We start from the raw sequence: 25,217 nt of genomic DNA on the forward strand, positions 1-25,217 counted from the left end.
AAGGAGGGAGAGGCAGGGAAATGCAGTCATGCCGAAGACTATAGCGACATTCCGTTGGCCGCGCAATCGGACGCCGCCCGGGTGATTCCGGCAGCCCGGCTCGAAAAAGGGGCAAATGAAAACGGCGGCCTCGAGGCCGCCGTTTCCGGGTCGATCGCGCGTCAGTGATCGCGCTGCGACGAGCGCGCCGGATTCGCGCGCCCGCGGATGGCCATGTAGGCCCAGAACACATAGCCGGACAGCCCGTACAGCACGAACAGGCAGAACAGCATCAGCGGCGGATCGGACGACACGAGCACGAACGCGACGACGACCAGCAGGATCGCCGCGAACGGCACGCGGTGCCGCACGTCGAGCGCCTTGCCGCTGTAGAACGGCGCGTTCGACACCATCGTCACGCCCGCGTAGATCGTCAGCACGAACGCGACCCACGGCAGCCAGCCAAGCTTCATCGGCACGCGGTTGTCGGTCGCGAGCCACACGAAGCCCGCGATCAGCGCGGCGGCGGCCGGGCTCGGCAGCCCCTGGAAGAAACGCTTGTCGACCACACCGATGTTCGTGTTGAAGCGCGCGAGACGCAGCGCGGCGCCCGAGCAGTAGACGAACGCGGCGAGCCAGCCCCAGCGGCCGAGATCCTTCAGCACCCACTCGTACATCACGAGCGCCGGCGCGACGCCGAACGACACCATGTCCGACAGGCTGTCGAACTGCTCGCCGAACGCGCTCTGCGTATGCGTCATGCGCGCGACGCGCCCGTCCATCCCGTCGAGCACCATCGCGACGAAAATCGCGATCGCGGCGATCTCGAAGCGCACGTTCATCGCCTGCACGACCGCGAAGAAGCCGCAGAACAACGCGGCAGTCGTGAACGCGTTCGGGAGCAGGTAGATGCCGCGCGTTTTCAGGAACCGCTGACGCGCGGCGCGGCGGCTCTCGAGCGGCGCCTGATCGGGCGCCATTATCTTGTTGCGGCGAAACGGACGTGGCGTCTGGCCGGAGCCGTTACGCGGCCGACGCGGTTTGAATGCGGCCATCGTGCGCCCCGCCGCTTACTGCTCGAGCTCGGCGAGGATCGTCGACGACGCGTAGACCTTCTCGCCGATCGACACCTTCGCGCGGCTGCCGAGCGGCAGGTACACGTCGACGCGCGAACCGAAGCGGATGAAACCGTAGCGCTGGCCACGCGACAGCGGCTCGCCGGCACGGACGTAGCAGAGGATCCGGCGGGCGACGAGGCCTGCGATCTGTACGGCGGTGACGGTCTTGCCGCTCGCCGTCTGGATCACGACCGCATTGCGCTCGTTCTCGGTCGACGCCTTGTCGATCGCCGCGTTCAGGAACGCGCCCGGGAAGTACTCGACCTTGGTGATCGCGCCATCGACCGGCGAACGCTGCGAATGGACATTGAATACATTCATGAACACGCTGATCTTCAGCGCTTCACGGTTCGCGTACGGGTCTTGTGCGGTCTCGACCGCGACGATGCGGCCGTCTGCCGGGCACAGCACCGCATTCGGCTGCGCGGGGATCGGGCGCTGCGGATCGCGGAAGAACTGGACGACGAAGACGAGCAGCAGCCAGAACGGCCACGCGAAGCCGAAGCCCCCGACGGCGTGGATCAACAGCGCGATGACGGCAGCAATCGCGATGAACGGCCAGCCTTCGCGCGCGATGATCGGATGAGGATAGTTCATGGATTCGTTCTGTGTTCGGTGAATTGCAAAGCCCGTAGGATAGCAAAAGCCGCCCGGGGCACTGCTGCCTTCGGACGGCTTTTTGATACCGACCCTCCACTCGAAGGGCCGGAACAGCACGCGGTGCTTAGTTCTTCGTCTGGTCGACGAGCTTGTTCTTCGCGATCCACGGCATCATCGCACGCAGCTTCGCACCGACCTGTTCGATCTGGTGCTCGGCCGTCAGGCGACGGCGCGACTGCAGCGTCGGTGCGCCTGCCTTGTTCTCGAGAATGAAGCTCTTCGCGTATTCGCCCGTCTGGATGTCGGTCAGGCACTGCTTCATCGCCTTCTTCGTCTCTTCCGTGACGACGCGCGGGCCCGTCACGTACTCGCCGTACTCGGCGTTGTTCGAGATCGAGTAGTTCATGTTCGCGATGCCGCCTTCGTAGATCAGGTCGACGATCAGCTTCAGTTCGTGCAGGCACTCGAAGTACGCCATTTCCGGCGCGTAGCCTGCTTCGACCAGCGTCTCGAAGCCGGCCTTGATCAGCTCGACGGTACCGCCGCACAGCACGGCCTGCTCGCCGAACAGGTCGGTTTCGGTCTCTTCACGGAAGTTCGTCTCGATGATACCGGCACGGCCGCCGCCGTTCGCTGCCGCGTACGACAGCGCGATGTCGCGTGCCGCGCCCGACTTGTTCTGCGCAACCGCGATCAGGTGCGGCACGCCGCCACCTTGCGAGTACGTGCCGCGCACGGTGTGGCCCGGTGCCTTCGGCGCGATCATGATCACGTCGAGGTCGGCGCGCGGGATCACCTGGCCGTAGTGGACGTTGAAGCCGTGTGCGAATGCCAGCGCTGCGCCTTGCTTGATGTTCGCGTGCACTTCCTTCGCGTACACGTCGGCGATCTGCTCGTCCGGCAGCAGCATCATGACGACGTCTGCGCCCTTCACCGCTTCCGCGACTTCCTTGACCGACAGGCCGGCGTTTTCAGCCTTGCTCCACGACGCGCCGTCCTTGCGCAGGCCGACCGTCACGTTCACGCCGCTTTCCTTCAGGTTCAGCGCGTGTGCATGGCCTTGCGAGCCGTAGCCGATGATCGTGACTTGCTTGCCCTTGATGAGGGAGAGGTCAGCGTCTTTGTCGTAGAAAACGTTCATGATGGTTCCTTCGCTAATTCAAAAATTCAACAATTCGTTCGGATGGAGTACTGCGGGCCGGGACATGACGGCGCACCCGGCGTGCCATTGGGCATCACACCTTCAGGATGCGCTCGCCGCGTCCGATGCCGGAGCTGCCGGTGCGCACGGTCTCTAGGATCGCGCCCGCGTCCAGCCCCTGGATGAATGCGTCGAGCTTGTCGCTCGCGCCCGTCAATTCGATCGTGTAGGTCTTTTCGGTCACGTCGATGATGCGGCCGCGGAAAATGTCCGACATCCGCTTCATTTCTTCGCGCTCCTTGCCCACTGCACGTACCTTGATCAGCATCAGCTCGCGTTCGATGTGTGCACCGTCGGTCAGGTCCACCACTTTCACCACCTCGATCAGGCGGTTCAGATGCTTCGTGATCTGTTCGATCACGTCGTCGGAGCCAATGGAAACGATGGTGAGCCGCGACAGCGATTGGTCTTCGGTCGGCGCCACCGTCAAGGTTTCGATGTTGTAGCCGCGTGCGGAAAACAGACCGACCACGCGCGACAGCGCGCCCGGTTCGTTCTCCAGCAGGACGGAAATGATGTGTCTCATGTTCGCTTCTTCCAGAATGTGTCCGTGTCGATTCACTCGCGCCGCGCGCCGCCGCGTGCCGCACCGCCCTTCGTGAAGGCGGCCGCTTCGGCCCAAGCGCGCGTCGCGCCGTTACAGATCTTCCGATCCGAGCAGCATCTCGGTGATGCCCTTGCCGGCCTGGACCATCGGCCAGACGTTTTCGGTCGGATCGGTCTGGAAGTCGAGAAACACGGTGCGGTCCTTCAGGCGCAGCGCTTCCTTCAGCGCCGGCTCCACATCCGAGGTCTTTTCGATCCGCATGCCGACATGGCCGTACGCTTCGGCGAGCTTCACGAAATCGGGCAGCGCATCCATGTACGAATGCGAATAGCGCTTGCTGTATTCGATCTGCTGCCACTGGCGAACCATGCCGAGATAGCGGTTGTTCAGCGAAATGATCTTCACGGGCGTGTCGTACTGCAGGCAGGTCGACAGTTCCTGGATGCACATCTGGATCGAGCCTTCGCCCGTGATGCACAGCACGTCGTCGTCCGGGTGCGCCATCTTGACGCCCATCGCTGCCGGCAGGCCGAAGCCCATCGTGCCGAGGCCGCCGGAGTTGATCCAGCGACGCGGCTTGTTGAATCGGTAGAACTGCGCGGCCCACATCTGGTGCTGGCCGACGTCCGAGCACACGAACGCATTGCCGTCCGTCAGCTCCCACGCCTTCTCCACCACATACTGCGGCTTGATGATCTCGCTCTCGCGGTCGAACTTCAGGCAGTCCTTCGCGCGCCAGCCCTCGATGTCCTTCCACCATTGCGCGAGCGCCTCGGTGTCGGGGCCATGCTCGGCCGTCTGCAGTTGCTCGATGAGCTCCTTCAGCACTTCCTTCACGTCGCCGACGATCGGGATGTCGACCTTCACGCGCTTCGAGATCGACGACGGGTCGATGTCGATGTGGATGATCTTGCGCGGACGCGACGCGAAGTGCGCCGGGTCGCCGATCACGCGGTCGTCGAAGCGGGCACCGATCGCGATCAGCACGTCGCAGTGCTGCATCGCCATGTTCGCTTCGTAGGTGCCGTGCATGCCGAGCATGCCGAGGAATTTCTTGTCCGACGCGCGATAGCCGCCGAGGCCCATCAGCGTGTTCGTGACCGGGTAGCCGAGCAGGTCCGCGAACTGGTTCAGCTCACGCGACGCGTCGGCGAGGATGATGCCGCCACCCGTGTAGATGTACGGGCGCTTTGCCGTCAACAGCAGCGACACGGCCTTGCGGATCTGGCCCGAATGGCCCTTCGTGACGGGGTTGTACGAACGCAGCGACACGCTCTTGACGGGCTCGTACTGGCACGGCGTCTTCGAGATGTCCTTCGGGATGTCGATCAGCACCGGGCCCGGACGGCCGGTACGGGCGATGTAGAACGCCTTCTTGACGGTTTCCGCGAGGTCGCGCACGTCCTTCACGAGGAAGTTGTGCTTCACGCACGGACGCGTGATGCCGACGGTGTCGCATTCCTGGAAAGCGTCCTGGCCAATCGCAGCAGTCGGCACCTGGCCGCTGATCACGACCATCGGGATCGAATCCATGTAGGCCGTTGCGATGCCGGTCACCGCGTTGGTGACACCGGGGCCCGACGTCACGAGACAGACGCCGACATTGCCGGTGGAACGCGCATACGCATCGGCTGCGTGCACGGCCGCCTGTTCGTGGCGCACCAGCACGTGCTGAATCTTGTCTTGCTTGTACAGCTCGTCGTAGATGTAGAGAACCGAGCCGCCGGGGTAGCCCCAGATGAATTCGACGTTTTCGTCGGCGAGTGCCTTCATCAGCACGGTGCCGCCGATGGAGTCGCTATCGGGAGGGGAAAGGGGTTCCGACGTGGAGAATTCCGCGCTGGGCATGTTCATTTTGACCTTTCGAATTTTCGGCAAAAAATTGATCGGGTGCTCTCTGCCGGGCTTGTGGCTCGGGTTCAAGCGGCGCGTCCAGTTTGAAGGGCGGGCTTCTTGGGCCAGCCTCAAATGAGACCATCACTTCATGTTGCGAATCGTTGACGATAGCGGGTCGTGATTGGGTCGTCAAGCAAAATATCCCGCACCGCATCATGCACGCCGCCCGGCGCCCCGCCACCGCGGCTCGCGCGCAACGTACGGTGCCCAATCCGGTCCCAAGCGGCACGAAAATTTGATAGCATCCGCGGGTTTTACGAAATTTTTCGACCTTTTACACCACGCAGCGGCCCGCAGCGCATACCTTCACGGAATGGCATCAGACAAGGAACTCGCCGACTTTCTGGCGGGCGTCGAAAGGCGCGCGTTCAAGCAGGCTGCGTACGCCGTGCGTGACGACGATGCGTCGCTCGACATCGTGCAGGACGCGATGATCAAGCTTGCGGAAAAGTACGGCGACCGGCCGGCGGCAGAATTGCCGCTGCTTTTTCAGCGGATCCTGCAAAACACGATCCACGACTGGTTTCGTCGGCAGAAAGTCCGCAACACCTGGGTCACGCTGTTCTCGTCGCTGAACAATACCGACGACGACGACTTCGACCCGCTCGAAACACTCGAATCCGCGGACGACAACGCGGGCGTCGAGAGCAGCGAGCACCGCCTCGAAAGAGAGCAGGTTCTGGCCCTGATCGACGAAGAAATCCAGAAGCTTCCGGCGCGTCAACGGGAAGCGTTCCTGATGCGTTATTGGGAAGATATGGATGTCGCCGAGACTGCCGCCGCAATGGGGTGCTCCGAAGGCAGTGTGAAAACGCACTGCTCTCGCGCCACTCACACCCTGGCACACGCGCTCAAGGCCAAAGGAATCACGCTATGAGCTCCGCTCCCGAAAACCGAGAACACGAATTCGCGCTGAAGGTGCGCCGCGCGCTTGACGAGCGCGCGACCGCCCTGCCTGCCGCGACCACCGACCGTCTGGCCGCCGCCCGCCGGGCTGCGCTCGCGCGCAAGAAGCCCGAAGCCGCGACCGCGCCGGTGTTCGTGCCGGCCTTCGCCGGCGCGGCCGGTGCGTACGGCACGGCGCCCGCGAACCGCCCGCAGGCGTCGCTCACGCGCCGCCTGCTGCGCGCGTGGCCGCTGGCGCTGCTGCTCGCGGGGCTCGTCGGCATCGCCTACTGGGAAGACATGCAGCGCACCGCCGAACTCGCCGACATCGACGCGGCGATGCTCAGCGACGACCTGCCGCTCAACGCGTATCTCGATCACGGGTTCAACGCGTATCTTTCGCGCGCTCACTAACAGACAATAACGAGGGGATCGCACGGGTGAGTCAGAAGCGCGGCCTGGCCGTATTTTTCGGATGCGTGATTGCGATCGCCGTTTCCTACGTCGCCACGTATTCCCGATTCCACCCGGCCCCCGCGACGACCACCGTCGCGGCCACCAGCCCTGCTGCGCCCGCTTCGGCCGCGACCGGGCCGACCACCGAACTCCCGTCGCTGCCCCTGCCGCTGCCGGCCGCCACCGGCCCGCTGTCGTGGGCGCGCCTCACGCCGGCCCAGCATGCCGCCCTCGCGCCGTTCGCCGACCAATGGGACGGCTTCAGTGACGCCCGCAAGCGGAAATGGCTGAAGATCGCATCGCGTTTCGCGAAGTTGTCGCCCGATGACCAGAAGCGCCTGCAGGACCGGATGGCCGAATGGGCGAAGATGACGCCCGAGCAGCGCCGCGTTGCGCGCGAGAACTACCAGAGCGCGAAGGAGCTGTCCGCGCAGGCGCGCGAGCGCGCATGGAAGGCCTACCAGCAGCTCCCCGAGGAACAGAAGGAACGTCTCGCGGCCGCCGAGCGCCGCCGCAAGCCGAGCGTCGTCAGCGCACCGCCGACCGTCGCCGACCGTGACGTCCGCCGCCTCGTCAATTCACACGAACATCCGGCAAGCGGCGCGGCCGCCGCACCGGCGCCCGCCTCGGCCGGCGCCGCCGCACAGCCGGTACCGGCGTCGTCGACGGCCGGCACCGCGTCCGCACCGGCCGCGGTGGCACCGGTGTCGCCCGCCGACGCACCGTCGCTGTTCAAGGGCTCCTGAGCGGCCGTGGCGAACGCCCGCGCACCCGAGATCCCGGCCGCCGCGCCGTCCGTACGGCGGCGCCTCGCCGCGCTGCTTTACGAAGGCGTGCTGCTGTTCGGCGTCGTGTTCTTCGCGGGGCTCGCATTCAGCCTCGCGACGCAACAACGCAACGGCCTCGTCCATCACAACCTGCTCGCCGCCTGGATCGCGCTCGTCGTCGGCGCGTACTTCGTGTGGTTCTGGACGCACGGCGGCCAGACGCTGCCGATGAAGACCTGGCGGCTGCGCCTCGAATCGTCGAGCGGCCGGCCGCTGAGCGCCAGTCACGCGCTCGTGCGCTATGCGCTCGGCTGGCTGTGGTTCCTGCCGCCGCTCGCGCTGCATCCGCTCCTCGGCCTGTCGGTGCCCGTCACGCTCGCGCTCACGGCCGCCTGGATCGTCATCTGGGCCGGCGCCGCCCGGCTGCATGCCGGCCGCCAGTTCCCGCACGACCGGATCGCGCGCACGCGCGTCGTCGCGATACCGCGCTGACGCGCCGCATTCGCCAGAGGAATACTGCCCGCCGGACCTTCCGTCGCCCGGCCCGACGGCCTTGCCGGACAACCGTCGCCCGTTCCGTGCGGCAGGTTACACAACGCTCCGTGATTCACTGCTAAACACCCTACAGCGGTCGTAATAAGAACGTCTCGTGACTGTCACGGCACAGTCACGCCCGCATGGCGGAATGCCGGTAATGTCAACCGGCGCGAGTCATGCATGGGCCAGAAAACGTCCGCGACCTCCCTGTTCCGTCACCCTATCGGCGCACGCGCCGCCACCGCCTTCCTGTCCGGCTCGGCTGCAACCGATGACCTGGCGTCGCAAGAACCGCCTGCCGCGCATTCCACGCAGCACAACGATCCCGACCCGTCCACCCATCGCTACCGCACCATCTGGCTGTCCGACATCCACCTCGGCTCGAGCGGCTGCCAGGCGCCGTACCTGCTCGACTTCCTGCGCCACAACGATTCGGAATACCTGTACCTCGTGGGCGACATCATCGACGGCTGGCAGCTGAAGAAGGGCTGGTACTGGCCGCAGGCGCACAACGACGTCGTGCAGAAGATCCTGCGCAAGGCGCGCAAGGGCACGCAGGTCATCTACATCCCCGGCAACCACGACGAAGGCGCGCGGCAGTTCTGCGACCTCGCGTTCGGCGACATCCAGGTGCGCGGCGAGGCGTTCCACACGACGCTCGCGGGCAAACGTTTGTGGATCGTGCACGGCGACCTGTTCGACGGCGTGATCCAGCACGCGAAATGGCTCGCGTACCTCGGCGACACGCTGTACACGCTGATCCTCGTGCTGAACCGCTGGTTCAACCGGATCCGCAGCCGGCTCGGCTTCCAGTACTGGTCGCTGTCGCAGTACCTGAAGCACCAGGTCAAGAACGCGGTCAACTTCATCTCCCAGTTCGAGACCGTGATGACCGACGAGGCGCGCCGCCGCGGCTGCGACGGCGTCGTGTGCGGCCACATCCACAAGGCGGAGATCCGCGACATCGACGGCGTGCTGTACTGCAACGACGGCGACTGGGTCGAAAGCCTGTCCGCACTCGTCGAAACGATGGAAGGCGAACTGAAGATCGTCTACTGGACGGTGATGCGCACCGCACCGTCGGAGACCTCGTCGCGCAAGGCCAAGGCCACTGCCTGACACAACCCTACTTACAGGACACAAGCCGCGATGAAGATCATGATCGTCACCGACGCGTGGGAACCGCAGGTCAACGGCGTCGTGCGCACGCTGAAGAGCACGTCGCGTGAGCTCACGGCGCTCGGCCACCGCGTCGAACTGCTGACGCCGCTGGAATTCCGCACGGTGCCCTGCCCGACCTACCCCGAGATCCGCCTGTCGATCCTGCCGTACCGCAAGCTGCGCGCGCGGATCGATGCGTTCGCACCCGATGCGCTGCACATCGCGACCGAAGGCCCGCTCGGCCTCGCCGCGCGGCGCTACGCGCGCTCGCGCAAGCTGCCGTACACGACCGCGTACCACACGCGCTTCCCGGAATACGTGCAGGCGCGCTTCGGTATCCCGCTGGCGGCGACCTACCGCTTCCTGCACTGGTTCCACGGCCCGTCGCTCGCGGTGATGGCGCCGACGCCGGTCGTCAAGCAGGACCTCGAAAAATTCGGCTTCACGAACGTCGTGCTGTGGACCCGTGGCGTCGACCTCGAGGTGTTCCGGCCGATGGAGTCGAAGGTGCTCAACACGGCGCGGCCGATCTTCCTGTACGTGGGCCGCGTCGCGATCGAAAAGAACGTCGAGGCGTTCCTGCGCCTCGACCTGCCCGGCTCGAAGTGGGTCGCGGGCGAAGGCCCCGCGCTCGCGGAGCTGAAGTCGCGCTATCCGGAGGCGAACTATCTCGGCGTGCTGTCACAGGCCGAGCTGGCAAAGGTGTATGCTGCGGCCGACGTGTTCGTGTTTCCGAGTCGCACCGACACGTTCGGCCTCGTGCTGCTCGAAGCGCTCGCCTGCGGCACGCCGGTGGCAGCGTATCCCGTCACGGGACCGATCGACGTGCTCAGCGGCGGTGACGCGGGTTCGATGCACGAGGACCTGCAGGAAGCCTGCCTCGAAGCGCTGAAGATCGAACGCACGACCGCGCGCGCATGGGCCGAACGCTTCTCGTGGCGCGCGGCGTCCGAGCAGTTCGCGTCGCATCTGAAGCCGCTGCCGAAGACCGCGTACTCGCCAGCCGAAGGTGCCGCCGTTTGAAACGAGACCTGAACGACAAGACCCCGCCCCCTGCCTCCACGCCGCAACGGCACCGCCCGTTCGACGAGGAAGAGCCGCATGCCGAAGCGGACGTGCACGCGCACGAGCCGCTCGGCCCCGACGACCAGTTGTCGCCGCTGCCGCCGAACCCGTACAAGCGCCACCGCGGCATCACGCGCGCGTGGTACGCCCTCAAGCATTCGCTGAACGGCTTTCGCGTCGCGATCCGCGAGGAAAGCGCGTTTCGCCAGGAGCTCACGCTCGCCGCATTGATGCTCCCGATCGGTGCGTTCGCACCGGTGCCCGCCGCGTCGCGCGCGCTGCTGATCGGCTCGGTGCTGCTCGTGCTGATCGTCGAGCTGCTGAACTCGAGCGTCGAGGCCGCGATCGACCGCATCTCGCTCGAGCGCCACGAACTTTCCAAGCGCGCGAAGGACCTCGGCAGCGCGGCCGTGACGGTCGCACTGTTCGCATGCGTGACGACGTGGGGCTTCGTGCTCGGCCCGGTCGTCGCGCACTGGCTCGGCTTCTAGACAGGTACCGGGCGCACGCGCCGCGCACCGCCCGCGTGCGGCGCTGCACCATGCGCGGTGCGGGGCCGCGAACACGAAATGCGCCCGATGTGGCGAAACCCCGGTTTATAATCGTCCGCTAGACATAGAACAGCAACCCGCGCCGGACGAATCACGCAGCATCGATTGCAGCGCCCGCCAGTCCGGCACACACAGGGCCGGACGACATGGAAGCGAAACCTCCCCGCCGCACCCGCGAACGGATTCTCGAGTTGTCGTTGAAACTCTTCAACGAGATCGGCGAGCCGAACGTCACGACCACGACGATCGCCGAGGAAATGGAAATCAGTCCAGGCAACCTGTACTACCATTTCCGCAACAAGGACGACATCATCAACAGCATCTTCGCGCAGTTCGAGCAGCAGATCGAACGGCGGCTGCGTTTCCCCGAAGATCACCGTCCGACGATCGACGAAACCTGGTCGTACCTGCAGTACATGGCCGATTTCATGTGGACTTACCGGTTCCTGTATCGCGACCTCAACGACCTGCTCGCGCGCAATCGCACGCTCGAGACGCACTTCAAGCAGATCATCAGCCACAAGGTGCGCTTCGCGCGCGACATGTGCGAGCTGCTCGTGTCCGACGCGGAAATGGTCGCGACGCCTGCCGAGATCGAAGTCATCGCGACCAACATGGCCGTGATCTCGACGTACTGGCTGTCGTATCAGTACGTGATGCATCCGCGCAAATACAACGATCAGGACGCGATCCGCGAGGAACTGCACCAGGTCAGCATGCACGTGATCTCCGTGATGGCGCCGTACCTGCGCGGCCGTTCGCGCCAGCTGTTCGACGATCTGGTCTCGGGCAAGCTGCCGAAGCGCCAGTTCACCGACTACCTGCCGCCGCGCGACGGCTCGCCGCGCCCGGCAGACAGCCCCGTCATCACCGGGCAGGCCCCCGCCAAGGATGCCAAGCAATGAAGGCAGTGTGTGTGTACTGCGGCTCGTCGTCCGGCGTGCGGCCCGTCTATGCCGATGCCGCACGCGCGTTCGGCCGCGCGCTCGTCGATGCGGGCCTCACGCTCGTCTACGGCGGCGGCCGCGTCGGCCTGATGGGCGTGATCGCCGACGAGGTGATGGCGGCCGGTGGCCGGGCGGTGGGCGTGATCCCCGAATTGCTCGTCGACAAGGAAGTCGGCCACACAGGGCTGTCGGAACTGCACGTCGTGCCCGACATGCACCACCGCAAGAAAATGATGGCCGACCTCTCCGACGCGTTCGTCGCGATGCCCGGCGGCGCCGGCACGCTCGAAGAGCTCTTCGAGGTCTACACGTGGGCGCAGCTCGGCTATCACCGCAAGCCCGTCGCGGTCTACAACATCGATTCGTTCTACGATCCGTTGATCGCGCTGCTGCGCCATACGGTCGACGAAGGCTTCATGCGCCCGGCCTATTTCGACGCGCTGTGCGTCGAATCCGAACCCGTCGAACTGCTCGAGCGACTGCGCCGCTACCAGCCGCCCGCCCGCGACAAGTGGGCACCCGACGCAGCGAAGTAACCGTCACCGGAAACCGCACGCAATGACCGCACCGTCCGATCGCAAGGCCGTCCTCATCACCGGCGCGAGCCGTGGTATCGGCCGCGCGACCGCCGTGCTCGCGGCCGAACGCGGCTGGGACGTCGGCATCAATTACGCGCGCGACGCGGCGGCAGCCGAACTCACCGCGCAGGCTGTCCGCGACGCGGGCGGCCGCGCATGCATCGTCGCGGGCGATGTCGCGAACGAGGCGGACGTCATCGCGATGTTCGACACCGTCACGGCCGCGTTCGGACGCCTCGATGCGCTCGTCAACAACGCCGGCATCGTCGCGCCATCGATGCCGCTCGCCGACATGCCGGTCGACCGGCTGCAGCGCATGTTCGACACCAACGTGCTCGGCGCCTACCTGTGCGCACGCGAAGCCGCGCGCCGGCTGTCCACCGACCGTGGCGGCCGCGGCGGCGCGATCGTCAACGTGTCGTCGATCGCCTCGCGGCTCGGCTCGCCGAACGAATACGTCGACTATGCGGGGTCGAAAGGCGCGGTCGATTCGTTGACGATCGGCCTGGCGAAGGAACTCGGCCCGCACGGCGTACGCGTCAACGCGGTACGCCCCGGCCTGATCGAGACCGACATTCACGCCAGCGGCGGCCAGCCGGGCCGGGCGGCCCGCCTCGGCGCGCAAACGCCGCTCGGCCGCGCGGGCGAAGCGCAGGAGATCGCCGAAGCGGTCGTCTGGCTGCTTGGCGACGCGGCGTCCTACACGACGGGCGCCCTGCTCGACGTCGGCGGCGGCCGGTAATTCCGCCCGAGCGGCGCGCCCGAAGCGCCGCCGGAAACGACCTGTCGTCACGACACCACAAATCTCCACAATTTCGTGACGGTTTCAGTAAACATCCGTAATAGTTCCGTGCTCTACTAGCGGGCAATCAGACAGGCGTCGTAAACGTCTGGCCTGCGCCACCCCGATGTGGCCCTTATCGGTCCTGCCCAAGTCGCGGACCCGCTCGACTCGACCCGAGATCTTTTCCATGCCTGGAACCGCAGCGCCCAGCCGGCGACGCACGTCTGTGCCCGCGCCGGCCCAGCACACCCGCTCGACTGCCGACACCGCAGCGACACTCGATGCCGTCGGCACGCCCGTCGTGGCATCGACCGTCGCAACCCGCGCCACGCGCGACCGCTCGGTCCTGCTCGGCTGGCGGGCCTGGCTGTTCGTCGCCGTCCTGGTCTGCGCGTACGCGCTGCCGGGCGTGCTCGGCCACGATCCGTGGAAACAGGACGAAACCTACACGTTCGGCATCATCCAGCACATGCTCGAGACCGGCGACTTCGTCGTGCCGACCAATGCCGGCCTGCCGTTCATGGAGAAGCCGCCGCTTTACGCATGGGTCGCGACCAGCCTCGCGTGGCTGCTGCAGCGCGTGATGCCGCTGCACGACGCGGCGCGGCTCGCGAGCGCGCTGTTCGCCGCGCTCGCATTCGGTTTCATCGCGCGCGCGGCGCGCGTCGCCAGCCGTGCGGACAGCTGGTTCGACCTGCGCGTGATCGGGCCGGTCGTGCTGAGCGCGGGCACGCTCGTCGTCATCAAGCACGTGCACGACATGATGACCGACGTCGCCCTGTTCGCCGGTACGGCGATGGGCTTCTGCGGGCTGCTCGAACTGGTGATGCAGCACGTCGCGCGCGCGCAGCAGATGCGCCACGGGTTGCCGGTGCGGCCGTCGGGCCGCTGGGCCGCGCCGATCTTCGGCGCGGGCGTCGGCATCGCGCTGATGACGAAGGGGCTGTTCGTGCCGCTCGTATTCGCGGCCACGCTCGTCTGCACGCTGGTGCTCTACCCGGCCTGCCGCACCCGCTCGTTCGCGCGCGCGCTCGGCATCGCCGCGCTCGTGTTCGCGCCGTTCGCGCTGATCTGGCCGACCGCACTGTTCCTGCGCTCCGAAACGCTGTTCATGACGTGGTTCTGGGATAACAACGTCGGCCGGTTCTTCGGCTTCTCCGTCCCCGAACTCGGCGCGGAAAACGACAAGCCGTTCTTCATCCTGCGCGCGTTCCTGCTCGTCGGCTTCCCGGTCGCGCCGCTCGCGATCGTCGCCCTCGCACGCGGTGCATGGCGCGACTGGCGCATGCCGCGCATCGCGCTGCCCGTGCTGTTCACCGGCATCGGGCTCACGGTGCTGCAAGTGTCCGCGACGTCGCGCCAGCTCTACATCCTGCCGTTCTTCGCGCCGCTCGCGCTGGTCGCCGCGCAGGCAATCGAACGCCTGCCGCGCCGGCTGCATCTCGCGTGGGATTACTTCAGCCGCGTGCTGTTCGGCACGACGGTCGCGCTCGCGTGGGCAATCTGGGCCGTGATGGCCGATCCGGCCGCGTCGCGCGCGGATCTCGCGCTGCTCGGCCGCTGGCTGCCGCTCGACTGGACGATGCCGATCCAGCCCGCGCTCGTGATCGGCGCGCTCGCGCTGACGGTCGGCTGGCTGACGCTGCTGCCGAAGCTGCGCACGACCGGCCTGTGGCGCGGTGCGCTGTCGTGGGGCGCCGGCGCGCTCGTCGCGTGGGGGCTCATCTACACGCTGCTGCTGCCGTGGCTCGACGTTGCGAAGAGCTACCGCTCGGTATTCGACGACCTGAACGCGCATCTCGCGCTCGAATGGAACGACGGCGACTGCATGGCGAGCCTGCACGGGCTCGGCGAATCGGAAGCGCCGATGCTGTACTACTTCTCGGGCATCCAGCACACGCCGATCGACGACGCAAAGTCGACGCGCTGCACGTGGATGATCGTCCAGGGCGTGCGCGCGGTCGATCCGGCACCCGGCAGCGAATGGAAACTGTTCTGGACGGGCGCCCGCCCGGGCGACAACGAGGAACTGCTGCGCGTGTACGTCCGTACGCCCGAACAGCATCTGCAGTAACGCACGACGGCGCGGTGCGCCGCCATCCCTGGCAAAGGTCATGCGCGTCCGGCCGGCCGGTGCGCACCCTTTGCGCGATACCCGCCCTTGAGACACCCGCGTCAATCCGCGGGCTCGCCCCCGCCCTCTTTACACCACTTCCCCCGGATCTTCAGAACGACGAACCGGGCTCGCGAAGAAATGCGGTCTCCTCGTCGGTCGATGCGCGACCGAGAATCGCGTTCCGGTGCGGAAAGCGGCCGAAGCGCTCGACGACGGCCGCGTGCAGCAGCGCGAAACGGTGATAACTCTCGCAACCGGCCTCGTCGCGAATGCCCGCGCACAGGCGCACGGCTTCACTTTGGCTCTCGACCGATTCGTCGTGCTCGAACGGCAGATACGCGAACGCGCGGTGATGCCCGCTCGGCAACTGCACGTCCCAGCCGGCCGCGACGACACGGCGCGCGAGCGCGAGCGCCTTCGGATCGGCGGCAAACGCGCGCGGCGTGCCGCGATGGATGTTGCGCGAGAACTGGTCCAGCACGACGATCAACGCCAGCGCACCCGACGGCGAGTCGGCCCAGCGATCGCAGGCGCCGTCGCAGGCAGCGTCGAGCAACGTGCCGTAGCGCGTGCGCAGCACGTCGTCGAACGCCGCGCCGCCGTTGAACCACACCTTGCGCTCCTGCCCGAATTCGGCCGAGCCCGGCTCGCCGAACCAGAAATCCAGAATCTCCCGCGCTTGCGGATCCAGCGCCGCTGCGCCGGCCTTGCCGGTGTCGATCGTCATGCAAACTCCAGTACGAGGCGCCGTGTACGCGCACTCTTCTTTTCCAGTTTCGCGACCCGCAGCTCGCCGATTTCCGACGTGTTGCGCACATGCGTGCCGCCGCACGGCTGCAGGTCGACATTTTCGATACGCAACAGCCGCACGCGGCCGAGGCCCATTGGCGGCTTCACGCTCATCGTGCGCACGAGTTCGGGCCGCTCGGCCATCTCGTCATCGGTGATCCATTCGGTCGTAACCGGATGCGCGCCGGCAACAAGGCCTGCGAGACGCCGCTCGACGTCGTCGCGGTCGATCGAATCGGACGTCGCGAAATCGAGCCGCACGTAGTCGGCCGTCACGCTGCAGCCGTCAACCCCATACGGCAGCACCGAGCACATCAGGTGCGCGGCCGTATGCAGGCGCATGTGCCGGTAGCGGCGCAGCCAGTCGATCCGCGCGACCACGCGCGTGCCGGGCGCGAGCGCTGCGACGCTTGCCTCCTGCCCCGGCGCCGGCACGTGCACGGCATCGTCAGGGGTCGCGCCGTCGAATTTTGCCTTGCGCGTATCGGCGATCGTGATCGCACTGCCGTCGGGCAGCGTCAGCGTGCCGGAGTCGCCGGCCTGGCCGCCGCCAAGCGGATAGAACACCGTGCGGTCGAGCCGGATGCCGTCGTCGCCGACGGCCTGGACAATCGCGTCGCATTGTGTGAGGTACGCGTCTTCGCGAAACAGCGCTTGTGTCGTCATCGGGCGAGCCTCGTATCGATGGGAGAAACGACCAGTGTCGCGCCACGCTGCGCGCGCGCCCAGACGCAGATCGTCCGGCGCGCGGGCGGCGGCGTACCGGTCGATCAACCGGGCCGGTTGCGCATCCAGTCGGCCGTGTCGTAGAACGAATGCATCAGCCGCTCGCGCAGCGGCTCGGGCAGCCCGACATCCTCCATCGCCCACGCCATGCAGCGCAGCCACTGGTCGCGCTCGACCGACGCGATCGGGAACGGCAGGTGCCGTGCGCGCAGCCGCGGGTGGCCGAACCGGCTGATGTAGTGGTCAGGACCGCCGAGCCAGCCGCACAGGAACCAGAACAGCTTGTCGCGCGAGCCATCGAGCGACTGCGGATGCAGCGCGCGAATTTCCGCGAACTCGGGCTCGAGGTCCATCAGGTCGTAGAAGCGGTCCACCATTTCGCGCACGCGGGCTTCGCCGCCCACGAGCTCGAACGCCGTCGGCTGCGACGGCGCATCGTCATTCACATCGGTCATACGGATAGTCGGAAAACGGGATATTCGGGGCCGCCGGCGACGCTCATGCGTCGCGCAGCGACTGCAGCGCGGGGCGCCGCAACACATTATGCAGGCTCAGCCAGCCGGCCGCACCGGCGCACGCGACGCCGGCCGCGATGCCGGCCGGCACGAGCCACGGATCGACGGCGAGCTGGAAGTCGAACACGCGCGACGCGAGTACCCAGCCGACCGCGATCGCGCCCGCCGACGCCAGCGCGCCGGCCAACGTACCGACCACGACGAATTCCGCGCGCTGTACCGCATTGACCTGTGCGCGCGACGCGCCGAGCGCGCGCAGCAGCGCGGCCTCGCGCACGCGCTCGTCGCGCGAGCCGGCGAGCGCCGTGTACAGCACGAGCACGCCGGCCGCGAGCGTGAACACGAACAGGAACTGCACCGCGCCGACCACCTGCAGCATCATCCGCTGCAACTGCGCGAGGATCGGCGCGACGTCGATCGCGGTCAGGTTCGGATAGCGCGCGATCAGCGGATCGAGCAGCGCGGCGTTCGAGGCCGGCAAGTGGAAGCTCGTCAGGTAGACGGCCGGGAAATCCTTCAGCACCGGCGGCGGCATCAGCACGAAGAAGTTGACGCGGAACGAGCCCCAGTCGAGCTTGCGCACGCTCGTGACCGGCGCGTCGACCGTCAGGCCCGTCACGTCGAAGCGCAGCGTGTCGCCCGGCTTCACGTTCAGCGTCTTCGCAAGGCCGGCCTCGATCGAGATCTGCGGCGTGGCCGCCGTGCCGAACCAGTCGCCTTCGACGATCCGGTTGTCGGACGGCAATTCGGTCGTATACGACAGGTTGAACTCCCGGTCGACGAGCCGGCGCGCCTCGTCGGACGGATACGCGTCCGGATTCACCGGCATGCCGTTGATCGCGACGAGGCGGCCGCGCACCATCGGCGCGGGCACCGCGTCGCGCACGCCGTGCGCAGCCAGATAGGCCGCGACATCGTCGCGCTGGTCGGGCTGGATGTCGATCAGGAACTGGTTCGGCGCATCGGGCGGCGTCGACTGCCGCCAGCCCGCGACGAGATCGTTGCGCGTGATCGCGATCAGCAGCAGGCACATCAGGCCGAGCGCGAGCGCGGTGATCTGCAGCGCGCTGGCCGTGCCGCGCCGGTGCAGCGACGCGAGCGCGTAGCGCCAGCCGACGCCGGCGGCCACGCGCGCGTTGCGTACCGCACGGGCGGCCGCGAACAGCACGAGCCGCGCGATCAGCGCGAAGCCGACCAGCGCGCCGGCGAAGCCACCCGCGACGATCAGGCCGAGCTTCAGGTTGCCGGCCGCGACGATCAGCAGCCCCGCGAACAGCACGACGCCGATCGCATATGCGGCCCACGCGGTGCGCGATGCCTCGCCCCACTCGCGTCGCAGCACGCGCACCGGCGGCACGCGCGTGAGCGGCACGAGCGGCGGCAGCGCGAAGCCAAGCAGCAGCACGAGCGCGGCGCCCATGCCGATCAGCGCCGGCCACAGCGTGGGCGGCGGCAGTGCAACGTCGATCAGGTTGCCGATTGCGGCCAGCAACGCCCAGTGGCCGCCGTAGCCGAGCACCGCGCCCGCGGCGCCCGAGACGATGCCGATTCCGGCGAATTCGAGTGCGAACAGCGCGCCGAGCGTGCGGCGGCTCACGCCGAGGCAGCGCATCGTCGCGCAGCCGTCGAGATGGCGCCGCATGTAGCGCTGCGCGGCCATCGCGATCGCGACCGCCGCGAGCAGCGCGGTCAGCAGCGCGACGAGCGTCAGGAAGTGGCGCGCGCGATCCAGCGTCTGCCGCACCTGCGGCTGGCCTTCCTGCAACGACTCGAGCCCGACGCCGCGCAGTTTCCCGCCGTCGACGCGCTGGTGCGCATACGCTTCGAAGCGCGCGACGGCCGGTGCATCTCCGGCGACCAGCAGCCGGTAGGTGACGCGGCTGCCGTAGCCCGTGAGCCCCGTCGCGGCGAGGTCGTCCGCGCGCATCATCAGCCGCGGCGAAAAGTTGACGAACGAAAAGCCGCGATCGAGCTCGCGGGAAATCGACGCGGCGACCGTGAACGTGCGCAGGCCGACGCGCACGGTATCGCCCGCCTTGAGGTGCAGCGCGTCGAGCAGCGCCGGATCGGCCCACACGGTACCAGGCGCGGGAATCGCGGCCGCCTTCTGCGCGGCGGTGGCGCCGGCCGGCACGATGTCCACCGCGCCGCGCAGCGGATACCCCGGCGATACGGCCTTCACGGCCGCGAGGCGCGACGGTGCGGCCTCGGCCGCCTGCCCGCCCGAGGCCGACGCGATCATGCTCGGGAAAATGGCGGTCGTCGCGGTACGCAGGCCGAGCGTGCGGGCCTCCTGGTCGAACGACGGATCGACGGGGCGATCGGCGCGCACGACGAAATCGGCGCCGAGCATCTGGCGCGCGTCGCGCTCAAGCCCCTGGCGCAGCCGGTCGGCGAGGAAGCCGACACTCGTCAGCGCCGCGACCGCGAGCACCAGTGCGAGGACGAGCAGCGTCAGCTCGCCCGCGCGCCAGTCGCGCACGGTCATGCGTGCGGCCTGGCGGATCAGGTCGCCCAGGCCGAAGCGACCGGCATGCGCGGGTACCTCATGGCCGGGTTGCCCGGCCGGCGGCTGCGCCGCGTGTTGCCGCCCCTTCAATCGCGCTTCCCCCCGATCGAGTTGAGCCGCGACACCATGTGGTTCGCCATCCCGCGAAAGCCGCCCGACACGCCGCGCCACAGGCGCGGCAGCGCCCACGCCGACGCCGCGATGAACGCGGCGAGCAGCACGAGGAACGCAAGCGGAACGAAGAACGCCAGCACGAGCCCGCCGACGACGAGGCCGTCCTCGGTCGACGATGCGACCCAGTTCGAAATCGGTTCGGGAGAGAGGTTGATCAGTGCGCGCGTACCGGCCTTCGCGACGTGCGCGGCACCGGCCAGCGAGCCGCCGGCGAGCCCCGCGACCGCGAGCACGGTCGGATCGGCATGGCCGAGCGCACCGGCTGCCAGTACGGCGCCGGCGGGGATACGGATGAAGGTATGCACGGCATCCCACAGCGAGTCGAACGCGGGGATCTTGTCGGCCAGGAATTCGGTGAGGGTGAGCACGGCCGCCGCGCCGATGACCCACGGCGACATCAGGACAGCCAGCGTATCGGGCAGATGGAGCCAGCCGACCCGCGCCAGCACGCCGGCGATCAGCACCGTCAGGTACAGGCGCAGCCCGCTCGCCCACGCGAGCCCCGCGCCGAGCGAAATGGCTTCGATCATCGCCCTCTCCTTGCACTTTCCGTGCGATTTGCCGATTGATCGGATCGGGTCGGACAGACCGGCCGCGCGGCGCGTGGCGACCGGCACCGTGTGCCGCGAGAAGCACGACGGTATTCAGGCCCGAATGCGTTCCATTATAGACAGGCTATCCGGGTGACCGGCGCAATTCCGCAGCGCGACATCACGGGCGCACGCGCGCCCGGATGTCGACGCCCGGACGCGGGCGCCCGGATGCCGGCGTCAGGCAGCCGACGACAGCTTGAGGCCGATCAGCCCCGCGACGATCAGCGCGGCGCTCGCCACGCGCGCGGCAGTCAGCGCCTCGCCCATCATCACGATGCCGAACACGAACGCGCCGATCGCGCCGATGCCCGTCCACACCGCGTATGCGGTACCGAGCGGCAACTGGCGCATCGCGACCGCGAGCAGCCCGAAGCTGGCCAGCGCCGTCACGATCGTAAACACCGACGGACCGAGCTTCGTGAAGCCGTCCGACGACTTCAGGCCGGCCGCCCAGGCCACCTCCAGCAAACCGGCAATCAACAACCATACCCACGCCATCTCGACGTACTCCGTATCGGATGGGGCCGTCCCCGTTGAAGCGAATGACCCGGGGTCGTCCCCGGGCGGCGCCGAGTATAACAAGTTGCTTACGGACGCGCCGGCTGCGGGCAGGCCGGCGGCCGATCGAGGGCGCGATCGGCCGGGCCCGGTCGGTTCGGTCAGTTCGACACGCGCTTCGGCGCGACGCCGCCGACGCAGCGATCGTCGCGGTACAGCGCCCACTCCTCGCACACGCGGCCATCCTTGAACATGCACATCCCGACCTGCCCGCGCGGCAGGCTGCGGACGACATGGCGGCCGCCGAGCTTCTCGCAGTTGACCGACGCGGGATTGGCCATCGCCGCCTGGGCGGGCGGCTGCTGCCCGGGCGGCAGCGGTTGGGCGAACGCGCCGGGCGCAGCGAGCGCCAGCGCACAGATGACGACCAGACGGACGGACATTGCACGCTCCTCGTTTTTGTTCGCGGAACGGTCAGGATAACGGGGAATGAGCGAGCGGTGTGCAAGGCCGGCGCAGGCCGCGAGACTGTCGCGCCGGCGCAACCCTGCCGGCGCGCGACGTCCTGCTCAGGGACACCGCTGCCACCCGGCCCGCGCCGTCACGCGGCGCCGACGAGCCGGTAGCCGACGCCCGTCTCGGTGACGATGTACTCGGGCTGCGCGGGGTCGAGTTCGAGCTTCTGGCGCAGGTGCGCCATGTAGATGCGCAGGTAGTGATGGCTTTCGACGTGCGACGGCCCCCACACGTCACGCAGCAGCTGGCGATGCGTAAGCACGCGCCCCGCGTGCCGCACGAGCGTCGCGAGCAGCCGGTATTCGAGCGGCGTCAGGTGCACGATCTCGCCGTCGCGCCACACCTGGCGCAGCGCGAGATCGACGGTCACGGCGCCGAAAGTCACCTTCGGCGATTCGTTCGCGCCGCCCTGGTTGCGCCGGCGCAGTTGCGCGCGAATCCGCGCGCGCAGTTCGGACACGCCGAACGGCTTGGTCAGGTAGTCGTCGGCGCCCGCGTCGAGCGCGGCGACCTTCTCCTCTTCCTGCGTACGCGCGGACAGCACGATCACCGGCACCTCGGACCAGCCGCGCAGTTCGCGGATCACGTCGAGGCCGTCGGTGTCGGGCAGGCCGAGGTCGACGATCACGAGGTCGGGCTTGCGCGTCGCCGCGTCGATCAGCCCCTGCTTGCCCGTCTCGGCCTCGAACACCGCGATGTCCTCCTCTTCGAGCGCGGCGCGCACGAAACGGCGGATCTGCTTTTCGTCCTCGATCAGGACGACGGTCAGGCTGGGTTCACTCATGGTCTGGCAATGGCTCGGATGGGGACGATGCGCCCGGCACATCGGATTCGTCGTCGGGCACGGCAGGTGCTGCCGGCGGCGTCTCGACCGGCAGCGTGAACCAGAAGCGCGCGCCCGTCACGTGGCCGTCGGGCGCGGTGCGGTTGAGCGCGCCGATTTTACCGCCGTGCGCCTCGACGATCGCGCGGCAAATCGCGAGGCCGAGCCCGATGCCCGGCGTCGCCGATTCCTTCTCGCCGCGCGTGAACTTGTCGAAGATGCGCGTTTCCATGCCGGCCGGCAGGCCCGGGCCGTGATCGTCGACATGCACGCGCACGAACGGGTTCCCGTAGGGCAGCCCGTCGTCGGTCACACGCTCCGCGCCGATGTCGATCGGCGTATCGGGCGGCGTGTACTTCGCCGCGTTCTCGAACAGGTTGGTGAACAGGCGCTCCATCAGCACCGCGTCCATCTGCAACAGCGGCAGGTCGGCCGGCAGCGCGACGCGCGCCGGATGACGCGCGAGCACGCGCTTGCACGCGGCGAGCGCGGCGCCGACGGTTTCCTCGAGCAGCGACCACTGGCGCTTGAGCTGCAGGCTGCCGGCCTGCAGCCGTGCCATGTCGAGCAGGTTCGTGACGATGCCCGTCATGCGCAGCGCCTCGTCGTGAATCGCGTCGACGAGTTCGCCCTCGCGCTGCGCGAACCGCTCGGCCGCCACGGCGTCTCCGCCCTGCGCGGCCGCGCGCCCGTTCGCGAGCATCGACGAGAAGCCGACGATCGTCGTCAGCGGCGTGCGCAGGTCGTGCGAGATCGCCGACAGCAGCGAGTTGCGCAGCCGCTCGGACTCCATGTTGACGAGGGCATCGCGCGCGATCTCGACGTAGTGCACGCGTTCGAGCGCGAGCGCGATCTGCGCGGCGAACGCATCGAGCATCCGCTGCTGCTCGGGCACCTCGAGCTCGCGCGGCTCGCGCGACGCGACCGCGAGCACGCCGCGGGTGCGCATCGGCGCCTTCAGCGGCAGGTACAGCGCGGCCGTCGCGGGCAACGTGTCGGTGCCGCGGCCGGCCGGCTTCTGCTGGTCGTACACCCACTGGCCGACGTCGCTGTCGAGATCGGCGCCCGTCAGCGTGACGGCCGCATCGGGCTCCTCGATCTTCTGGCGCACCTTGTCCGCGCTGTCGGGCAGCAGGAACGCGACGCGCGCGCGGAACACCTCGCCCACGTGGCGGCTGCCGATCTCGACGATCTGCTCGGTCGTCAGCGCCGCGCCGAGCTCGCGCGCCATCGCGTAGATCGCGCCGGTGCGGCGCTCGCGGCGCTGCGCGACGCTCGCCTGGCGCGTCAGCGTCGACGTCAGGTGGCTGATCACGAGCGACGTCAGCAGCATTCCGAAGAAGGTCAGCAGGTATTGCGTGTCGCTCACCGAGAACGACATGCGCGGCGGCACGAAGAAGTAATCGAACGCCGCCACCGACAGGAACGACTGCAGCACGCCCGGGCCGCGCCCGAGCCGCACGGCCGAGAACACGACGCCGAGCAGGTACAGCATCACGAGGTTCGTGAGGTCGAGCCGCTCGGACACGAGGCTCGCGACGACCGTGATCGCCGCGCAGATCGCGGCCGCGTACGCGTAGTGCCGCGGCGGCGAACGGTGCGTGCCGAACTGCGCGAACGCATCGCGCCAGTCGCGCGCACGCGCATCGAGCGGCGCGGCGCGCGCTTCGTCGCTCGCGGACGCACGGATCAGCATCAGGTCGACGTCGCCGGCGCGTTCGGCGAGCTGCTCGCCGAACGGCCGCGCGAGGCGGCGCATGAGCCCGGCCTTCGGCGAGCCGCCCGCGACGATCTTCGACACGTTGCGCACCTTCGCGTAGCCGATCAGCGCAGCGACCGCGTCGGCGCCGGCGAGCGTGGCCGTTTCCGCGCCGAGTTCAGCCGCGAGCTTCAGCGCATCGAGCGTGCGTTGCCGCCGCGCATCGGGCAGCCGCTGCAGGCGCGGCGTCTCCACGTACACGGCGAGCCAGTCGGCCTTCAGGCTCGCGGCGAGCCGCGCGGCCGCGCGCACGAGCGTCGGCGCTTCGGCGCCGGGACCGACGCACACGAGCAGCCGCTCGCGCGCCTGCCAGATGCGCTGGATCGAGCGATCAGCGCGGTACTCGCGCATCTGCGCGTCGACGCGATCGGCCGTGCGCCGCAGCGCGAGTTCGCGCAGCGCGATCAGGTTGCCCTTGCGGAAGAAATTGCGCACCGCGCGCTCGGCCTGCTGCGCGAGATAGACCTTGCCGTCGCGCATCCGCTCGAGCAGCTCCTCGGCCGGCAGGTCGACGAGCGTGACTTCGTCGGCCGCGTCGAACACGCGGTCGGGCACGGTCTCCCACACGCGGATGCCGGTGATCGCGCCGACCACGTCGTTCAGGCTTTCGAGGTGCTGGACGTTGACGGTCGTATAGACGTCGATGCCCGCGTCGAGCAGTTCGTAGACGTCCTGCCAGCGCTTCAGGTGCCGCGCGCCCTGCACGTTCGAATGCGCGAGTTCGTCGACGAGGATCAGTTGCGGCTCACGCGCGAGCGCGCCGTCGAGATCGAATTCGGCGAGCGTGCGGCCGCGATAGTCGATGCGCGCGAGCGGCAGCACGTCGAGGCCGTCGAGCAGCGCGGCGGTCTCGCTGCGGCCGTGGGTCTCGACGATGCCGATGACGACGTCGACGCCTTCCTGCAGGCGCTGGCGCGCGGCCTGCAGCATCGCGTAGGTCTTGCCGACCCCGGCCGATGCGCCGAAAAAGATCTTGAGCTGGCCGCGCCGCTGCTTTTCTTCGTCTCGTTGCAGCTTGTCGAGGAGTTGGTCTGGATCTGGACGGTTCATGCGTCAGGAAGGCGGAGCGCCCGGATGCGCGCGAGTACGAGCATTGTTGTTCCAAATCGCCGCAAAAGGCAAAGACG

General features: G+C 67.9%; 25 protein-coding genes. 11 read left to right on the plus strand and 14 right to left on the minus strand.

Annotated features, from left to right (window positions below):
* Positions 1-161 precede the first annotated feature (161 nt).
* From pssA to HWX87_RS28510, 5 genes are all read right to left on the minus strand, one after another.
* Positions 162-1,034 carry a CDP-diacylglycerol--serine O-phosphatidyltransferase gene (gene pssA / locus HWX87_RS28490; RefSeq protein WP_176050385.1) on the minus strand — a complete coding sequence of 291 codons (873 nt, stop codon included), beginning with the start codon at positions 1,032-1,034 and terminating at the stop codon, positions 162-164.
* A gap of 15 nt (positions 1,035-1,049) precedes the next feature.
* Positions 1,050-1,694: a phosphatidylserine decarboxylase gene (locus HWX87_RS28495; protein WP_031401923.1), complete on the minus strand. Its 645-nt coding sequence runs from the start codon at positions 1,692-1,694 to the stop codon at positions 1,050-1,052.
* Between the two features lie 127 nt (positions 1,695-1,821).
* Entirely contained in the window at positions 1,822-2,838 is a 1,017-nt protein-coding gene (gene ilvC / locus HWX87_RS28500; RefSeq protein WP_034190794.1) for a ketol-acid reductoisomerase, read from the minus strand.
* A gap of 94 nt (positions 2,839-2,932) precedes the next feature.
* Positions 2,933-3,424, minus strand: coding sequence for an acetolactate synthase small subunit (gene ilvN / locus HWX87_RS28505; protein WP_006398781.1), 492 nt, complete (start codon positions 3,422-3,424; stop codon positions 2,933-2,935).
* Between the two features lie 111 nt (positions 3,425-3,535).
* The gene (locus HWX87_RS28510; protein WP_175885963.1) at positions 3,536-5,299 is read right to left on the minus strand and encodes an acetolactate synthase 3 catalytic subunit; all 1,764 of its coding nucleotides are present in this window, start codon (positions 5,297-5,299) and stop codon (positions 3,536-3,538) included.
* Between the two features lie 355 nt (positions 5,300-5,654).
* On the opposite strand from HWX87_RS28510, the gene HWX87_RS28515 reads away from it, so the two are divergent.
* The 11 genes from HWX87_RS28515 to HWX87_RS28565 all read left to right on the plus strand — a co-directional run bounded on the left by HWX87_RS28515 (position 5,655) and on the right by HWX87_RS28565 (position 15,146).
* The gene (locus tag HWX87_RS28515; protein ID WP_128844254.1) at positions 5,655-6,218 is read left to right on the plus strand and encodes an RNA polymerase sigma factor; all 564 of its coding nucleotides are present in this window, start codon (positions 5,655-5,657) and stop codon (positions 6,216-6,218) included.
* The gene (locus HWX87_RS28520; RefSeq protein WP_176050386.1) at positions 6,215-6,640 is read left to right on the plus strand and encodes a DUF3619 family protein; all 426 of its coding nucleotides are present in this window, start codon (positions 6,215-6,217) and stop codon (positions 6,638-6,640) included. Before HWX87_RS28515 ends, HWX87_RS28520 begins: the two co-directional genes overlap by 4 nt.
* 26 nt (positions 6,641-6,666) lie before the next feature.
* Positions 6,667-7,428 carry a DUF3106 domain-containing protein gene (locus tag HWX87_RS28525; RefSeq protein WP_176050387.1) on the plus strand — a complete coding sequence of 254 codons (762 nt, stop codon included), beginning with the start codon at positions 6,667-6,669 and terminating at the stop codon, positions 7,426-7,428.
* Between the two features lie 6 nt (positions 7,429-7,434).
* Positions 7,435-7,941 carry an RDD family protein gene (locus HWX87_RS28530; protein ID WP_176050388.1) on the plus strand — a complete coding sequence of 169 codons (507 nt, stop codon included), beginning with the start codon at positions 7,435-7,437 and terminating at the stop codon, positions 7,939-7,941.
* Positions 7,942-8,166: 225 nt separating this feature from the next.
* Positions 8,167-9,105, plus strand: coding sequence for a UDP-2,3-diacylglucosamine diphosphatase (locus tag HWX87_RS28535; RefSeq protein WP_176050389.1), 939 nt, complete (start codon positions 8,167-8,169; stop codon positions 9,103-9,105).
* A gap of 30 nt (positions 9,106-9,135) precedes the next feature.
* The gene (locus HWX87_RS28540) at positions 9,136-10,170 is read left to right on the plus strand and encodes a glycosyltransferase family 1 protein (protein ID WP_176050390.1); all 1,035 of its coding nucleotides are present in this window, start codon (positions 9,136-9,138) and stop codon (positions 10,168-10,170) included.
* Positions 10,167-10,703 (plus strand): diacylglycerol kinase, encoded by a 537-nt coding sequence (locus HWX87_RS28545; protein ID WP_085042043.1) that lies wholly within the window; start codon positions 10,167-10,169, stop codon positions 10,701-10,703. Before HWX87_RS28540 ends, HWX87_RS28545 begins: the two co-directional genes overlap by 4 nt.
* A 206-nt stretch (positions 10,704-10,909) precedes the next feature.
* The gene (locus tag HWX87_RS28550; protein ID WP_176050391.1) at positions 10,910-11,668 is read left to right on the plus strand and encodes a TetR/AcrR family transcriptional regulator; all 759 of its coding nucleotides are present in this window, start codon (positions 10,910-10,912) and stop codon (positions 11,666-11,668) included.
* On the plus strand, positions 11,665-12,246 hold the full coding sequence (locus HWX87_RS28555) for a TIGR00730 family Rossman fold protein (protein ID WP_176050392.1): 582 nt from the start codon (positions 11,665-11,667) through the stop codon (positions 12,244-12,246). Before HWX87_RS28550 ends, HWX87_RS28555 begins: the two co-directional genes overlap by 4 nt.
* A gap of 22 nt (positions 12,247-12,268) precedes the next feature.
* Positions 12,269-13,030: an SDR family oxidoreductase gene (locus HWX87_RS28560; protein ID WP_176050393.1), complete on the plus strand. Its 762-nt coding sequence runs from the start codon at positions 12,269-12,271 to the stop codon at positions 13,028-13,030.
* 229 nt (positions 13,031-13,259) lie between these two features.
* On the plus strand, positions 13,260-15,146 hold the full coding sequence (locus HWX87_RS28565) for a glycosyl transferase (RefSeq protein ID WP_176050394.1): 1,887 nt from the start codon (positions 13,260-13,262) through the stop codon (positions 15,144-15,146).
* Between the two features lie 151 nt (positions 15,147-15,297).
* Here the strand turns inward: HWX87_RS28565 and HWX87_RS28570 are convergent, their stop codons facing one another.
* The 9 genes from HWX87_RS28570 to HWX87_RS28610 form a co-directional block, all read right to left on the minus strand.
* Positions 15,298-15,915, minus strand: coding sequence for a DUF924 family protein (locus HWX87_RS28570; RefSeq protein WP_176050395.1), 618 nt, complete (start codon positions 15,913-15,915; stop codon positions 15,298-15,300).
* On the minus strand, positions 15,912-16,643 hold the full coding sequence (locus HWX87_RS28575) for an alanyl-tRNA editing protein (protein ID WP_176050396.1): 732 nt from the start codon (positions 16,641-16,643) through the stop codon (positions 15,912-15,914). The genes HWX87_RS28570 and HWX87_RS28575 overlap by 4 nt, the downstream gene beginning before the upstream one ends.
* Positions 16,644-16,747: 104 nt before the next feature.
* A complete protein-coding gene (locus tag HWX87_RS28580) occupies positions 16,748-17,158 on the minus strand; it encodes a group II truncated hemoglobin (RefSeq protein WP_174993815.1) in 411 nt (136 codons plus the stop codon).
* 43 nt (positions 17,159-17,201) lie between these two features.
* A complete protein-coding gene (locus tag HWX87_RS28585; RefSeq protein ID WP_176050397.1) occupies positions 17,202-19,817 on the minus strand; it encodes an FtsX-like permease family protein in 2,616 nt (871 codons plus the stop codon).
* Positions 19,814-20,431 (minus strand): DUF4126 domain-containing protein, encoded by a 618-nt coding sequence (locus HWX87_RS28590; RefSeq protein WP_034190778.1) that lies wholly within the window; start codon positions 20,429-20,431, stop codon positions 19,814-19,816. Before HWX87_RS28590 ends, HWX87_RS28585 begins: the two co-directional genes overlap by 4 nt.
* A 240-nt stretch (positions 20,432-20,671) precedes the next feature.
* A complete protein-coding gene (sugE, locus tag HWX87_RS28595) occupies positions 20,672-20,992 on the minus strand; it encodes a quaternary ammonium compound efflux SMR transporter SugE (protein WP_176050398.1) in 321 nt (106 codons plus the stop codon).
* A 161-nt stretch (positions 20,993-21,153) separates the two neighbouring features.
* Positions 21,154-21,435: a DUF333 domain-containing protein gene (locus tag HWX87_RS28600; RefSeq protein WP_175846384.1), complete on the minus strand. Its 282-nt coding sequence runs from the start codon at positions 21,433-21,435 to the stop codon at positions 21,154-21,156.
* Positions 21,436-21,593: 158 nt separating this feature from the next.
* On the minus strand, positions 21,594-22,292 hold the full coding sequence (gene kdpE / locus HWX87_RS28605) for a two-component system response regulator KdpE (protein WP_176050399.1): 699 nt from the start codon (positions 22,290-22,292) through the stop codon (positions 21,594-21,596).
* The gene (locus HWX87_RS28610) at positions 22,285-25,140 is read right to left on the minus strand and encodes a DUF4118 domain-containing protein (protein ID WP_176050400.1); all 2,856 of its coding nucleotides are present in this window, start codon (positions 25,138-25,140) and stop codon (positions 22,285-22,287) included. The genes kdpE and HWX87_RS28610 overlap by 8 nt, the downstream gene beginning before the upstream one ends.
* Positions 25,141-25,217 lie beyond the last annotated feature (77 nt).

Source organism: Burkholderia sp. BCC1644, from assembly GCF_902833225.1.
In the GTDB taxonomy this organism is placed as follows: Bacteria; Pseudomonadota; Gammaproteobacteria; order Burkholderiales; family Burkholderiaceae; genus Burkholderia.

Excerpts from the sequence above, each read along its gene's own strand:
- pssA (WP_176050385.1), bottom strand. The coding sequence starts at position 1,034 with ATGGCCGCATTCAAACCGCGTCGGCCGCGTAACGGCTCCGGCCAGACG.
- HWX87_RS28495 (WP_031401923.1), bottom strand. The coding sequence starts at position 1,694 with ATGAACTATCCTCATCCGATCATCGCGCGCGAAGGCTGGCCGTTCATC.
- ilvC (WP_034190794.1), bottom strand. The coding sequence starts at position 2,838 with ATGAACGTTTTCTACGACAAAGACGCTGACCTCTCCCTCATCAAGGGC.
- ilvN (WP_006398781.1), bottom strand. The coding sequence starts at position 3,424 with ATGAGACACATCATTTCCGTCCTGCTGGAGAACGAACCGGGCGCGCTG.
- HWX87_RS28510 (WP_175885963.1), bottom strand. The coding sequence starts at position 5,299 with ATGAACATGCCCAGCGCGGAATTCTCCACGTCGGAACCCCTTTCCCCT.
- HWX87_RS28515 (WP_128844254.1), top strand. The coding sequence starts at position 5,655 with ATGGCATCAGACAAGGAACTCGCCGACTTTCTGGCGGGCGTCGAAAGG.
- HWX87_RS28520 (WP_176050386.1), top strand. The coding sequence starts at position 6,215 with ATGAGCTCCGCTCCCGAAAACCGAGAACACGAATTCGCGCTGAAGGTG.
- HWX87_RS28535 (WP_176050389.1), top strand. The coding sequence starts at position 8,167 with ATGGGCCAGAAAACGTCCGCGACCTCCCTGTTCCGTCACCCTATCGGC.
- HWX87_RS28540 (WP_176050390.1), top strand. The coding sequence starts at position 9,136 with ATGAAGATCATGATCGTCACCGACGCGTGGGAACCGCAGGTCAACGGC.
- HWX87_RS28550 (WP_176050391.1), top strand. The coding sequence starts at position 10,910 with ATGGAAGCGAAACCTCCCCGCCGCACCCGCGAACGGATTCTCGAGTTG.
- HWX87_RS28555 (WP_176050392.1), top strand. The coding sequence starts at position 11,665 with ATGAAGGCAGTGTGTGTGTACTGCGGCTCGTCGTCCGGCGTGCGGCCC.
- HWX87_RS28560 (WP_176050393.1), top strand. The coding sequence starts at position 12,269 with ATGACCGCACCGTCCGATCGCAAGGCCGTCCTCATCACCGGCGCGAGC.
- HWX87_RS28565 (WP_176050394.1), top strand. The coding sequence starts at position 13,260 with ATGCCTGGAACCGCAGCGCCCAGCCGGCGACGCACGTCTGTGCCCGCG.
- HWX87_RS28570 (WP_176050395.1), bottom strand. The coding sequence starts at position 15,915 with ATGACGATCGACACCGGCAAGGCCGGCGCAGCGGCGCTGGATCCGCAA.
- HWX87_RS28575 (WP_176050396.1), bottom strand. The coding sequence starts at position 16,643 with ATGACGACACAAGCGCTGTTTCGCGAAGACGCGTACCTCACACAATGC.
- HWX87_RS28580 (WP_174993815.1), bottom strand. The coding sequence starts at position 17,158 with ATGACCGATGTGAATGACGATGCGCCGTCGCAGCCGACGGCGTTCGAG.
- HWX87_RS28590 (WP_034190778.1), bottom strand. The coding sequence starts at position 20,431 with ATGATCGAAGCCATTTCGCTCGGCGCGGGGCTCGCGTGGGCGAGCGGG.
- sugE (WP_176050398.1), bottom strand. The coding sequence starts at position 20,992 with ATGGCGTGGGTATGGTTGTTGATTGCCGGTTTGCTGGAGGTGGCCTGG.
- HWX87_RS28600 (WP_175846384.1), bottom strand. The coding sequence starts at position 21,435 with ATGTCCGTCCGTCTGGTCGTCATCTGTGCGCTGGCGCTCGCTGCGCCC.
- kdpE (WP_176050399.1), bottom strand. The coding sequence starts at position 22,292 with ATGAGTGAACCCAGCCTGACCGTCGTCCTGATCGAGGACGAAAAGCAG.
- HWX87_RS28610 (WP_176050400.1), bottom strand. The coding sequence starts at position 25,140 with ATGAACCGTCCAGATCCAGACCAACTCCTCGACAAGCTGCAACGAGAC.